The organism is Lysobacter sp. 2RAF19 (assembly GCF_052115395.1).
GTDB lineage: Bacteria > Pseudomonadota > Gammaproteobacteria > Xanthomonadales > Xanthomonadaceae > Noviluteimonas.
In genome coordinates, this window is sequence record NZ_JBFRGO010000001.1 from 495,442 (window position 1) to 508,539 (window position 13,098).

Here is a 13,098-nt window from a genome sequence, read left to right on the forward strand (position 1 = left end):
GAACAGCAGGAACGGCGCGTCCCGCCGGTGGCGGACGCGCGATCGAAGGTGTGCGTGGTATCAGGAGAAGTCGGGCGGCCCGCGCGATCCCAGGCCGTTGGGATGGCGGAAATGCGGGGGCGCCGCCGCATCGACCTGCGCCGGCGCGACCGGCGCGAGCGCGGCCACGCCCACGAGGACGGGCGCCTTCGCACCCACCATCGATTGCAGCAGCGGGCAGTAATCGCAATCGCCGTCGCCGTGGTGCGGCGCGGCCGGCACGCTCGGCGCCGCGTGGTGCATCGCGCCGGCCATCGCCGACATTGCGTGGACGTGATGCGCTTGCGCGGCGTGGTGCGCCTGGCTGATGCGCCCGGCCACCGGCACCAGCAGCAACGCGAAGGTCGCCACCAGCGCGAGGCGGTGCATCAGGCGGTGAAAGGCAGGTGCACGCATCACGGCGCGCATTCTAACGGCGCTCAGGGGTGCGCGGGGGAGCGCGGGCGACGGATACGCTGGCGATTGCTGCGCAGCGCCGAGACGCCCTTGGGGATCGGCTCCTGCGGCCCGCGGTTGCGTTCGCGCGAGAAGGCGACGATGCGATCGCGCCCGCGCGACTTGGCGAGATAGCACATCTCGTCGGCGCGATAGAGCAGCTCGTAGGCGCTGAGCTTGGCGTCGGCGAATTCCAGTTGCCCGATGCTCGCGCCGATGCGGAAGACCTCGCCCTGCCATTCGAAGGGATAGGCGGCGATCGCACGCCGCACTTTTTCCGCGACGTAGCTGGCCTGCTCGGCCGCGGCGTCTTCGAGCAGGATGGCGAACTCGTCGCCGCCCAGGCGCGCGAGCGCATCGGATTCGCGCAACTGGCTGCGCAGCAGCTTGGCGAGCTGGCGCAGCAGTTCATCGCCGGCGGCGTGGCCGGCGGTGTCGTTGACCGGCTTGAAGTGATCCAGGTCGAAGTACAGCAGCGCGTGGCGCGAGCCGTTTTCCTTCGCGCTCTGCACGGCACGGCGCAGGCGCGATTCGAAGGCGCGGCGGTTCGGCAGGCCGGTCAGCGGATCGTGGTGCGCCTGGTGGGTGAGCTCGTCGGTGAGTCGCTTGGCGGCGGTGACGTTGCGGAAGGTCACCACCGAACCGAGTACCTGGCGCTGCTCATCGACGATCGGCGAGACATTCCCATCGACCAGGACCACGTGGCCGTCGCGGCGCCGCAGCATCGTGAAGTGCCAGTCCGATTCGGGCGACAGCGGATCCATGCCATTGCCGTGCTCATCCACGAATCGCACCACATCGCCGAGCGGGCGCTCGAGGGATTCGGGTTCGGTCCAGCCGGTGAGGTGGGCGGCGACCGGGTTGAGCAAGGTGATCTTCCCGTCGAGGTCGATGATCACCACTGCGTCGGAAATGGCACGCAAGGCCGCGACCGCGAACCGGCTTTGCTGCCGGCAGGTCTTCAGTTCGCGCTCAAGGCGCGCGGTGGCCGCATCCTGCGGCGGGTCTTGCGAGTGGTCCACGGTCGGGGGAAGGGGCTGTGGGTACCGCAGCGTAGGGGGCTTACTGCAAAGGTCAGGTGACGTTCATTCGCGTGAGGTCGCGGTTGTCTTCACGCCTTGCGCATTCAGGAAATCACCGGCCCCCATGACCTTCGGTATATGCGCCGTTGCGGGCTTCGGGCGCCATGATGGCGTCCCTTCGACCGGAGAGCCCCGCCCCATGCAGCACCGCATCGGCTGGATCCTGACCACCGCCCTGATCGTCGGTTGCAACGCGCAACCGCCGGCCGACAAGGCGGGCACGCAACCTGCAGCGGCAAGCACCGCCACCGCGAACGCGGCCCCCACCATCGGCATCGACCTTGCCGGCATCGACAAGTCGGTCAAGCCCGGCGACGACTTCGAGGAATACGCCAACGGTGCGTGGCGCAAGAAGACCGAAATCCCCGGCGACCGCGCGAGCATCGGCACCGGCTTCTACGTTTACGAACTCTCCGAAAAGCGCACGCGCGACCTGATCCAGAACGCGGGCAAGTCCAACCCCGCCGCCGGCAGCGACGCCCGCAGGATCGCCGACTACTACGCCGCCTACATGGACGAGGCGACGATCGAGAAGCGCGGCCTGCAGGCCATCGAACCGGATCTGAAGGCCATCGATGCCATCGCCGACACCAAGGCGCTTTCGACCGCGCTCGGCGGCCAGGTCCGCGCCGACACCGATCCGCTGAACTCCACCAACTTCGATACCGAACACCTGTTCGGCGTCTTCGTCTCGCAACCGCTCGACAAGGCCGGCACGCAAGTGCCCTACCTGATGCAGGGCGGCCTGGGCATGCCCAATCGCGAGTACTACCTCGCCAAGGACATGGGCGACAAACGCACCGCCTACCTGGCCTACATCGAAACGATCCTCACCGCTTCGGGCACGCCGGATGCCAAGGCCAAGGCGAAGGCCATCTTCGACCTGGAAACCAAGATCGCCAACGCGCACGCCGACGTCGTGGAAAGCAGCGACGTGCACAAGGCCAACAATCCCTGGCCGATGGCCGATTACGCCAAGCGCGCGCCGGGCATCGACTGGGCCGCGTTCTTCGACGCGGCCGGCCTGTCGGGCCAGCCGATCGTGCTCGCCTGGCAACCTGGCGCGATCACCAAGCTCTCCGCGCTGGTGAAGAGCGAGCCGCTGCAGACCTGGAAGGATTACCTGCGCTTCCACACCATCAACCACGGCGCGGGCCTGTTGCCGAAGGCGTATGCGCAGGCGGCGTTCGACTTCTACGGTCGCCAGTTGTCCGGCACCGAGAAGCAGACCGATCGCTGGAAGCGCGGCATCGGTTCGACGAGCAACGCGCTCGGCGACGCGGTCGGCCAGCTGTACGTGAAGGAATATTTCCCGGCCTCGTCAAAGGCGCAGGTCGAGGACATGGTGAAGAACATCGTCGCCGCCTTCGACGATCGCCTGACCAAGCTGGACTGGATGCAGCCGGCGACGAAGGAAAAGGCGCGCACCAAGGTCAAGCAGATGCAGGTGGCGGTCGGCTATCCGGAAACCTGGCGCGATTTCGGTTCGCTGGAAATCAAGCCCGATGATGCGCTGGGCAACTACCTGCGCGCGGAGAAGTTCGAATACCAGCACCAGCTCTCCAAGCTCGGCAAGCCGCTGGATCGCCGCGAATGGTGGATGACGCCGCAGACGGTCAACGCGGTGAACCTGCCCTTGCAGAACGCGCTGAACTTCCCCGCCGCGATCCTCGAAGCGCCGTTCTTCTCGCCGAAGGCCGACGCCGCCGCCAACTATGGTTCGATCGGCGCGGTGATCGGTCACGAGATCAGCCACAGCTTCGACAACACGGGCGCCGAATTCGACGCCGACGGCACGCTGCGCAACTGGTGGACCAAGGAGGACATGGACCACTTCAAGAAGGCGGCCGCCGCGCTCGCCGCACAGTACGATGCGTACGAACCGCTGCCGGGCGTGCATCTGAACGGCAACCAGGTGCTCGGCGAAAACATCGCCGACGTCGCGGGCCTGGGCGCTGCCTACGCCGCGTATCGCAAGTCGCTCAACGGCCAGGAAGCGCCGGTGATCGACGGGCTCACCGGCGACCAGCGTTTCTTCCTCGCCTTCGCGCAAGCCTGGCGTGCGAAGACGCGCGATGCCGCGCTGCGCGCCCAGATCATCGGCGATGGCCATGCGCCTGCGCGTTACCGCGCGCTGACGGTGCGCAACCTGGATCCGTGGTACCAGGCCTTCGACGTGAAGGACGGCAAGATGTACCTGGCGCCCGACAAGCGCGTGCAGGTCTACTGAGAAGCGCGATCCTCACGCATGTGACGCCGACGGGCCGCCTCGCGCGGCCCGTCGTTGTTTCACGGGCGACCGATTCCGTTTGTTAACCATCGTTCTCCCGTTGAGCCGCATTCGCTCCACGCGATCTTGACTGCCTCGGCAGGAAGGTGGCTTCAACGCATCGCGATGGTGCGCGCCGGGGGAACAACCAGGTGCCGGACTGATGGACCGGAGGACGCGCCCGCTCGAAGTCCTGATGGTCGAGGACTCGCCGGCCGACGCCGAGCTGATCCTGCGCGCCATGCGCGATCTCGGCGTTCCGATCCGGCACCGCCGCGTGACGAATGCCGCGGCCCTGCGCGATGCACTGGCCGATCGCACGCCCGACATCATCCTCAGCGACTTCGCCCTGCCCGCCTTCAGCGGCCAGGATGCACTGAAGATCGCCAAGGACCTCGCGCACGACACGCCGTTCCTGTTCGTCTCCGGAACGATCGGCGAGGAGCACGCGATCGAGGCATTGAAGTTCGGCGCCGACGACTATGTGTTGAAGGACAACCTGCGCCGGCTGCCGTCGGCGATGGACCGCGCGATCCGCGCCGCCGACGAGCGCGCCGAACGCGTCCGCATCTCCGCAGCCTTGCGCGAAAGCGAGGAGCGCTTCCGCAGCATCGTCGAATCGAGCCTGGACTGGATCTGGGAAATCGACTGCGAGGGCGTGATCGTCTACAGCAACGAGGCGGTGCGCGACATCCTCGGGTACTCGGCGCAGGAATTGATCGGGCGCAACATGCTCACCCTGATGGCGCCTGCGACGCGCGCCGCGGTGGAGGCGTTGATTCCGCACTACCTGGTCGGATCGGGGCGCTGGCGGCGTCGCAACATGACCTTCCTGCATCGCGACGGCAGCGAACGCGTGCTGATCAGCAACGCGCGTTCGGTCCACGCCGACGGCGTGACCGTGCTGGGCTTCCGCGGCACGCATCGCGACGACACGCAGCGCATCGCGCAGGACCGGAAGATCCGCAAGCTCGTGCGCATCCACTCGGTGCTCGGCGCATTCGGCGCGCAGGTCTTGCGTGCCACCGATCGGCGGCAATTGCTGGATCGCGCGTGCGAGATCTCGGTGGACGAGGGCGGGTTCCGCGCGGCCTTCATCGTCGAACGCGCCGACGGCCACCTGCGCTTCGTCGCGCGTTGCGGCGCGCCCGAAGCGGTGGCGGCGATCGCCCACGAAAACCGCATTTCGCTGGCGGATCAAGGCCATCAGCGCGCCGAGTATCCCGGCGTGCGCGCGATGCGCGAAGGCCAGACGGTCGCGATACAGGACCTGAGCGATCCGCGCCTGCCCGAGCCACTGCGCAAGACCATGCTGGCGGCGGGTGTGTGTTCGGAAATCGCGCTTCCGCTCGGGAACCCGGCGTGGGGCGTGATGTTGTTGTTCTCCGAACTCGCGCAACGCACCGACGCGGAAGAGACCGCGTTGCTCGCGCGCCTGGCGGGCGACATCGCCCACGCCGCCGAATTCCTCGACAAGAGCGAGCGGCTCGAATTCCTCGCCTACCACAACCCCGTCACCGGCCTGCCCAACCGTGCGGAACTGCGCGAACGCCTGCCGGGCATGCTGCGCGCATCCGGGCCGCTCGCCGTCGCCGTGCTCGACGTGCAGGGCATCGGGCGCATCAACGAATCGCGCGGGCGCGACTACGGCGATGCCTTGTTGAAGCAAGTCGGGGAATCGATCGCGCGCATCGATGCCTCGGCGCTGGTCGCACATCCCGAATCGGACAAGTTCACCGTGGCCTGGCCCGCCGATCGCGACGATCTGCAGGCCGCCGCCGCGCGCCTGGATCGCTTCCTGCATGAACTGAGCCAACAACCCGTCGTCGTCGACGGCGAATCGGTGTACGTCACGATGTCGGCGGGCCTGGCGCTGTCGCCCTTGCACGGGCAGGACGGCGAATCGCTCGAACGCAGCGCACTGGCCGCACTGGCCGAGGCGAAGAAGCGTCGCGCGCGCGTGCTGCCCTTCACCGAAGACCTGCGCGGTCGCGCGGCGCGCCGGCTCGAACTCGAACGCGATTTACGCAACGCGATCGAGGCCGATCAGTTCACCCTGTGGTTCCAACCGAAGTTCAACACCGCGACGCAACGCCTGCTCGGTGCCGAAGCGCTGCTGCGCTGGCGACTTCCCGATGGCACGATCATCGGCCCGGCCGATTTCATCCCGGTGCTCGAGGAAACCGGGTTGATCGTACCGGTCGGGCGTTGGGTGCTCAGGCGCGCGATCGCCACCGCCGCGCGCTGGCGACAACACCATCCGAGCATCCGCATCGCGGTGAACCTCTCGGCGCGCGAATTGCGCAGCGCCGATTTCCTCGAAGCCTATGCCGCCATCCTCGGCCCGCATTCGGCCGAACAGGCCATCGACATCGAAGTCACCGAAAGCCTGCTGATGGACGATGTCGACCGCAGCACGCACCTGCTCGACCGCCTGCGCGAACTGGGATGCCGCGTGGCCATCGACGATTTCGGCACGGGCTATTCCTCGCTCAACTATCTCGCGCGGCTGCCGGCCGACGAGATCAAGATCGACCGCAGTTTCATCGCGCTGCTGACGCAGTCGCCCGAAACGATGGGCCTGGTGACCAACATCATCACCCTCGCCCACTCGCTGTCCTTGCAGGTGGTCGCCGAGGGCGTGGAGGAAGAGGACCAGGCCAAGCTGCTGCGCCTGTTGCGCTGCGATGCGATGCAGGGCTATCTGCTCGGCAAGCCGATGGCGGAGCAGGATTTCACTGCGCGCTTTTTCGAGTGAGCATGCATCAGGAAAAAGGCCGCCTTTCGGCGGCCTTTTTCGCAACGTTCCAGGCGATCAACCGCCCGACTGCTGCTCCACCGGGACCAGCGTGATCTCCACGCGGCGGTTCTGCGCGCGGCCCGATTCGGTGTCGTTGCTCGCGATCGGACGCGTTTCGCCCGCGCCGACAACGATCATGCGCTGCTGCAGCACGCCGTGCGAACCCAGGTAACCGGCGACCGAATTCGCGCGACGTTCCGAAAGGGCCTGGTTGTACTGGTCGGTGCCGACACTGTCGGTATGGCCGGCGATTTCCACGACCGTCTTGTTGTATTGCGTCAGCGTCTGCGACACCTTGTCGAGCACGCCGCCGAATTCCGGCTTGAGCGTCGCGCTGTTGAAGTCGAAGGTGATGCCGCTGGGCATGTTAAGCGTGATGTTGTCGCCCTGGCGCACGACGTCCACGCCGGTGCCGGCCATGTCGCGGCGCAACGCGGCTTCCTGCTTGTCCTGGTAAGCGCCCACTGCGCCACCAGCCAACGCACCGACGCCCGCGCCGACGAGCGCATGCTGGCGGCGTTCGACGGCGTCATCGCCGGTGAGCAAACCCGCCGCCACGCCGATCGCGGCGCCGATCAACGCGCCACGCTGCGTGCGGTTCGGATCGTCGGGGGCATTGGTCTGGCCGGTGTAGGAAGCGCAACCGGAGGCGGTCAACGCGAGGCCTGCGGCCACGAAACCGGCGATCATCGAAATCTTCATTCTGTGCAGCTCCTTGCTTGGGGGACGTCCGCTGAATACGGGCGCCAAGCTAAGCAGAGCTACGTGCGCAACGGGTGAGGAGCCCGCATGCGCGTTCAAGAAACAGTCAGGCCATCAACGCTTCGGCGGCGACCGAATCCAGTTCGCGTTCCCAATCGCCCATCAAGGCCAGGTACAACAACTTGTCGAATTCCGGACCGAAGCGGCGGATCACCGCATCGGGGTCGGGGATCAACTTCGCGTCGGCGATCAAACCGAAATGCACGCGGCCGTTGTAACTGAGGATCGAAATGCCGACGCCGATGGAGCCGCTCTGCGGCACCCAGAACATCATCTCGCGCACGGTGCAGCCGGCGAAATACAGCGGTTGCTGCGGGCCGGGCACGTTGGTCGCGACGGTCGTCGCCTTCCGGCTCAGGAGCTCCAGCGCGAGCGATTGGACCGCCGGCGGCGCGACGCCGAGCGCGGCCAGCAGCCCGAAGGCGACGATCGCCTGCCGCGAGGCTTTCAACTGGTGCATGCATTCGCCGACGTATTCCAGGCGACGCAGCGGGTTGGCTTCGCCTACCGGCAGGTCGAGGAACACCAGGCCGAAGTGGTTGCCGAGTTTCTTCGCGTGTTCGAGCGGACGCAGGTTCACCGGCACGGTCGCCCGCAACGTGATGCCGTCGATGTCCGCACCGCGTTCGAGCATGTAGCTGCGCAATGCACCGGCGGCCGCCGCCATCAACACGTCGTTGACGGTGAAACCGGTCGCGCGGCCGACGGCCTTGACCTCGTCGAGGTCGAGCGGCTCGGCCCATGCCACACGCTTGGTAGTGCCCAGATCGCCGCGCAGCAGCGAGGGCGGATCGTCGGGTAAGGCGAGCGCCTGCAGCAACTCGCGCGCGATCTCGCTGCCTTCCTTCGCGAGCAATGCGCCGAGCGAAGGATCGCGATAGATCGCCATGCCCTGCCCGAGCATTTTTCCGCCGAGTTTCATCGCGCGTTGCGCCGCGCCGACGCGGTGCGCGACCGGTGCGCCCTGCTCCTTCAACCACGCCTTGTCCAGGTCGCTGCCCTTCGTCGGCGTGGGCGAGGTATCGGTGAGCGAGAGCAGCACCTGCACCAGCGCCATGCCGTCGGCGTAACTGTGGTGGATGCGCGCGACGAGCGCGGAGCCGCCGTCGTAGGTTTCCACGAGATGGAATTGCCACAGCGGGCGACTCGCATCCAGCGGCGTGGACGCAAGCTGGCTCACATAGCGCTCGAGCGTGCGCTTGCCGCCCTTGCCGGGCAGTGCGGCCAGTTGCACGTGCCAGTCCAGATCGAAGTGTTCGTCGTCCTGCCAGTACGCGCCCGCGGGGGTTTCGACGGGCTTCTGGCGGAAACGCGCGTAGTCGAGGAAGCGCGTCTTGATCACCTGCTTCAGCGCCTTGAGCGACATCGGCTCGGCGAACATCAGTACGCCGGTGATCATCATCGGATTGGTGCCGCGCTCCATGCGCAACCACGCGGTGTCGACCCGCGACATCGGTTCGCGCGTTTCGCGCTTGCGGCGGGCCTTCGTGGCCATGCGGCATTCCTCTCCGGGATTGCCCGGGAGTGAATCACGCCCGGCGCGACACGGTCAACGCGCGAAGGCCTGCGCCGCCCTCGCGCGTGGCAATGCGCGGCGTGCCGACAGCAGCAGCGCGAGCACGCCGGCTTCGATGCCCCAGACCGACCACGGCACCCCGAATGCGGCCGGGAGCATCGACGCGCCGTCGATCCATTCGCCGTAGACCAAGCGATCGACGAAGGGGACCGGGAGCAACGGAAGCATCGGCAACAAAAAGGCGCCGACGAATACGCGGCCACGATGCCGCGCATCCAGCGCACGCCAGCACGCCCACATCGGCGGCAGGCCAAGCGCGAGCACCGTCGCCACCGCGATCCATCGCCCCGCGTCGGGCGCGGCCAGGTCCCACAGCACGCCTTCGTCGCCGCCGCCCATCGCCGCGGTGAACAGGCGCAGGAACGCCTTGTTCGCGATCACCAGCGCGAAGCCCCACCACGGATCGGTTCGGCGCCGCATCGCGCGCACGACCCACGCCATGCCGAGCCACATCAGGGCGTAACTCAACGCCGGACCGGCCGCCGTCGTCCACGGCCAACGCGCGCCGCACGCCGGGTCGAGCGCGAACAAGGACAGACTCATGCGGCCAGGCGCGCCGCACAGCCATGCGCCGCTGGCGTGGTGCGTGAACTCATGCGCGAAGGAGGCGAGCCAGGCGAGCGCGATCAATGCGACTAGGCCGCGCGCCTGCAACGCGAAACGATAAGTGCCCACGGCGGGCCTCCGGAACGGCGACCCGTATCGGATACGCGCATCCGCGCGCTGGTTGCGGTCAGGCTTCGACGAAGCGCACGCGGCGCGTGATCGAGCACACCAGCTCGTAGCCGATGGTGTCGGCGGCCGCGGCGATGGTTTCCACGGGCAAGCCATCGCCCCACAGGATCACCGGGTCGCCAGGCTTGGCTTCGGGGTGGCCGCGCAAGTCGAGCGTCATCAGGTCCATCGAAACGCGACCGACGATGGGCGCCGGGCGCCCGTCCAGCAACACGTGCGTCCCCGAGGGTGTGTGGCGCGGATAGCCGTCGCCGTAGCCGATCGCGGCCACGCCGATGGGCATGTCTTCCGGGCAGGTCCACGTGGCCGAGTAGCCGATGCGTTCGCCCTTGCGCACACGATTGACCGCGATCAGGCGCGTGCCGAGGGTCATCGCCGGGCGCAGGTCGAAATCCGCGCCGGTCGTGCCGTCGACGACGGAGATGCCGTACAACGCGCCGCCCGGCCGCACCCAGTCGGCGTGCGCATCGGGCCAGCCGAGCACGGCCGCGGAATTGGCGAGCGAACGCGCACCGGCAAGGCCCGCGGTGGCTTCGTCGAACACACGCATCTGCGCGCGCGTCTGCGCGCCGTCGCCCGGTGCATCGGGGAATTCGTCGGAACTGGCGAAATGGTTCATCAGCACGATGCCGTCGGCGACCGCGGGCATCGCCCGCATGCGCGCATACGCATCGCGCACCGCTTCGGGCGCGAAGCCCAGCCGATGCATGCCGCTGTCGACCTTGAGCCAGCAGCGGATCGGATCGCCGTCGGGCGCCTGTTCGAGCATCGCCAGTTGCGTGGCGTGGTGCACGACGGTTTCGACATTGAGGCGGCGCAATTGGGGAAGATCGTCGGCCGCATCGAAGCCCGACAACAGCACGATCGGTTGCGAGAGCCCCGCTGCGCGCAGGCGTTCGGCGTCGCTCAATGCCGCCACGCCGAAGGCATCGGCGCCCTGCAGCGCGCGCGCGACGCGTTCCAGGCCATGGCCGTAACCATCGGCCTTGACCACTGCCATCACGCGGCTGCGCGGCGCGCGGGCGCGGACCTGCGAGAGGTTGTGGCGGAGGGCGTCGGTGTGGATCGTCGCGGAAGTCGGTCTTGCCATGCGGCAAGTCTAAAGGTCACGACGGCCGGCGGACCACCTGGAACAGATCGATGCGCTCGGCATCGATGTGCCGGTCCTGCAGCCGCAGCAGCTGGCGGGCGAGTTGCACGGCCTCGTAGCGGTCGTCGGCGAGGATGTGTTTGCGAATGCCGGCGTCGGCGCCCTGCTCGCCTGCCTGCGGCGGATACCGGAATTCCACCGTGTACACATGCGCCATCGCCGATCCTCCCGTGACGTTGGAAAAGGACGCACCCGCGCTTATTCGAAGCTGCCCACCGAGTCGTGGGACAGGTTGTCGAACCGCGTGTATTCGCCGAAGAACTTCAGCTTGATCGAGCCGGTGGGGCCGTTACGCTGCTTGCCGATGATCACTTCGGCCAGGCCCTTGTCCGGCGAGTTTTCCTTGTTGTAGTAGTCGTCGCGGTAGATGAAGACGATCACGTCGGCGTCCTGCTCGATGGCGCCGGATTCGCGAAGGTCGGCCATCACCGGGCGTTTGTCGGTGCGCGTTTCCAGCGAGCGGTTGAGCTGCGAGAGCGCGATCACCGGGACGTTGAGCTCCTTGGCCAGGCCCTTGAGCGAACGCGAGATCTCCGAGATTTCCGTCGCGCGGTTCTCGCTGTTGCCGGGCACGGCCATCAGCTGCAGGTAGTCGATGACGATCAGGCCCAGGTCGTGCTCGCGCTTCAGGCGGCGGGCCTTGGCGCGCAGGATGTCGGGCGAGAGCGCGGGCGTGTCGTCGATGAACACCTTGGCCTCGCGCAACTGGCGGATCGCGCCGGTGACGCGGCTCCAGTCCTCGTCCTCGAGCTGGCCGGTGCGCAAGCGCGTGGCGTTGACGCGGCCCACCGAGGAGATCAGGCGCAGCGCGAGCTGCGAGGCCGACATTTCCATCGAGAAGACCGCCACGGCCTTCTTGGTCTTCAGCGCCGCGTACTCGGCCATGTTGAGCGCGAGCGTGGTCTTGCCCATCGCCGGACGCGCGGCGAGGATCACCAGGTCGGTCGGCTGCAGGCCGGCGGTCATTTCGTCGAATTCGGTGTAGCCGGTCGGAAGGCCGGTGATGCTGCCGCCGGATTCGTAGCGCTTCTGCAGCACGTCGAAGGCTTCGGACAGCGCCTTGTTGACCGGGGTGAAATCGGTGCGGCCACGCGCGCCGGCTTCGGCGATGGCGAACACGTCCTGCTCGGCCTTCGCCAGCAGCTCGGCGCTGTCGCGCCCTTCGGGCATGAAGCCGTCGTTGACGATCTCGGTGCCGACGTCGATCAGCTGGCGCAGCACCGCCTTGTCGCGCACGATCTCGGCGTAGGCCTTGATGTTGGCGGCCGAGGGCGTGGTGCTGGCCAGTTCGATCAGGTACGCGCCGCCGGCGACCTGTTCGGCCAGGCCCATCGACTCGAACCATTCGCCGAGCGTCACCGCGTCGTAGGGCTTGTTGCGTTCGGCCAGCTCGCGGATCGCGCGCCAGATCAACTGGTGGTCGCGGCGATAGAAGTCGGGCTCGACGAGCAGGTCGGCGACGCGGTCGTACGCGTCGGGAGCGAGCATCAATCCGCCGAGGACGGCCTGTTCGGCTTCCACCGATTGCGGCGGTACACGCAACTGCTCGACCCTGTGGTCGTTGCGCGTCGCAAACGCGGCATCCGAACGCATCCCTTGGCGCACGCTCATTAGTCTTCCATCTCCCCTGCCCCGACGGGCGATCCTAGTCGCCAACAGGCGACGTGCGTTGCAGACAACTCTGTGGATAACCGGTGCAAATCGCACCGCAATCCAATCTCACCGGACGCGACACAAAAAAAACGGGCGCCCCAGGGGCGCCCGCTTCATTTCTTGCGATTCCGGATTACGCGGCTTCGGCGACGACGATGACCTTGACGGTCGTCTCGATGTCGGCGTGCAGGTGCACGAGGACGTCGTATTCGCCGATGTTGCGCAGCGGGCCTTCGCCCATCACCACTTCCGACTTCTCCACCGGGGTCCCGGCGGCGGTCAGGGCATCGGCGATGTCGCGCGGGCCGACCGAACCGTAGAGCTTGCCTTCGGTCGACGCGTTGGCGGCGATGGTGACCGAGGTGCCTTCCAGGCGTGCCTTGCGGCCTTCGGCGCCATCGAGGGCGGCCTTGGCCTTGGCTTCGTACTCGGCGCGCTTGGCTTCGAACTCGGCGACGTTGGCGGCGGTGGCCGGCACGGCCTTGCCCTGCGGCACGAGGAAGTTGCGGCCGTAACCCGGCTTGACCTTGACCTTGTCGCCGAGGCCACCGAGGTTGGTCACCTTCTGCAGGAGGATCAGTTCCATTGTCTATTCCT

At 67.3% G+C, this 13,098-nt stretch carries 11 protein-coding genes; 2 read left to right on the plus strand and 9 right to left on the minus strand.

Features of this window, described 5'->3' with window-relative positions:
- Window positions 1-60: 60 nt before the first annotated feature.
- Window positions 61-435, minus strand: coding sequence for a DUF2946 family protein (locus AB4059_RS02500; RefSeq protein WP_498976303.1), 375 nt, complete (start codon window positions 433-435; stop codon window positions 61-63).
- 23 nt (window positions 436-458) lie between these two features.
- Window positions 459-1,496 carry a diguanylate cyclase gene (locus AB4059_RS02505; RefSeq protein ID WP_498976305.1) on the minus strand — a complete coding sequence of 346 codons (1,038 nt, stop codon included), beginning with the start codon at window positions 1,494-1,496 and terminating at the stop codon, window positions 459-461.
- 199 nt (window positions 1,497-1,695) lie between these two features.
- On the opposite strand from AB4059_RS02505, the gene AB4059_RS02510 reads away from it, so the two are divergent.
- Window positions 1,696-3,786: a M13 family metallopeptidase gene (locus AB4059_RS02510; protein ID WP_498976307.1), complete on the plus strand. Its 2,091-nt coding sequence runs from the start codon at window positions 1,696-1,698 to the stop codon at window positions 3,784-3,786.
- Between the two features lie 202 nt (window positions 3,787-3,988).
- Window positions 3,989-6,583: a sensor domain-containing protein gene (locus AB4059_RS02515; RefSeq protein WP_498976309.1), complete on the plus strand. Its 2,595-nt coding sequence runs from the start codon at window positions 3,989-3,991 to the stop codon at window positions 6,581-6,583.
- A 57-nt stretch (window positions 6,584-6,640) separates the two neighbouring features.
- Here AB4059_RS02515 and AB4059_RS02520 read toward each other — a convergent pair whose 3' ends face one another.
- The 7 genes from AB4059_RS02520 to rplI all read right to left on the minus strand — a co-directional run bounded on the left by AB4059_RS02520 (window position 6,641) and on the right by rplI (window position 13,087).
- Window positions 6,641-7,327: a YiaD family glycine zipper/OmpA-like lipoprotein gene (locus AB4059_RS02520; protein WP_498976311.1), complete on the minus strand. Its 687-nt coding sequence runs from the start codon at window positions 7,325-7,327 to the stop codon at window positions 6,641-6,643.
- Between the two features lie 106 nt (window positions 7,328-7,433).
- The gene (locus tag AB4059_RS02525) at window positions 7,434-8,882 is read right to left on the minus strand and encodes a WS/DGAT/MGAT family O-acyltransferase (protein ID WP_498976313.1); all 1,449 of its coding nucleotides are present in this window, start codon (window positions 8,880-8,882) and stop codon (window positions 7,434-7,436) included.
- Window positions 8,883-8,936: 54 nt separating this feature from the next.
- Entirely contained in the window at window positions 8,937-9,638 is a 702-nt protein-coding gene (locus AB4059_RS02530) for a hypothetical protein (RefSeq protein WP_498976315.1), read from the minus strand.
- 58 nt (window positions 9,639-9,696) lie between these two features.
- The gene (gene alr, locus AB4059_RS02535) at window positions 9,697-10,788 is read right to left on the minus strand and encodes an alanine racemase (RefSeq protein WP_498976317.1); all 1,092 of its coding nucleotides are present in this window, start codon (window positions 10,786-10,788) and stop codon (window positions 9,697-9,699) included.
- Between the two features lie 16 nt (window positions 10,789-10,804).
- Window positions 10,805-11,005: a hypothetical protein gene (locus AB4059_RS02540; RefSeq protein WP_498976319.1), complete on the minus strand. Its 201-nt coding sequence runs from the start codon at window positions 11,003-11,005 to the stop codon at window positions 10,805-10,807.
- Between the two features lie 41 nt (window positions 11,006-11,046).
- Window positions 11,047-12,459 (minus strand): replicative DNA helicase, encoded by a 1,413-nt coding sequence (locus AB4059_RS02545; protein WP_498962063.1) that lies wholly within the window; start codon window positions 12,457-12,459, stop codon window positions 11,047-11,049.
- 175 nt (window positions 12,460-12,634) lie between these two features.
- Window positions 12,635-13,087 carry a 50S ribosomal protein L9 gene (rplI, locus tag AB4059_RS02550; RefSeq protein WP_498976321.1) on the minus strand — a complete coding sequence of 151 codons (453 nt, stop codon included), beginning with the start codon at window positions 13,085-13,087 and terminating at the stop codon, window positions 12,635-12,637.
- Window positions 13,088-13,098 lie beyond the last annotated feature (11 nt).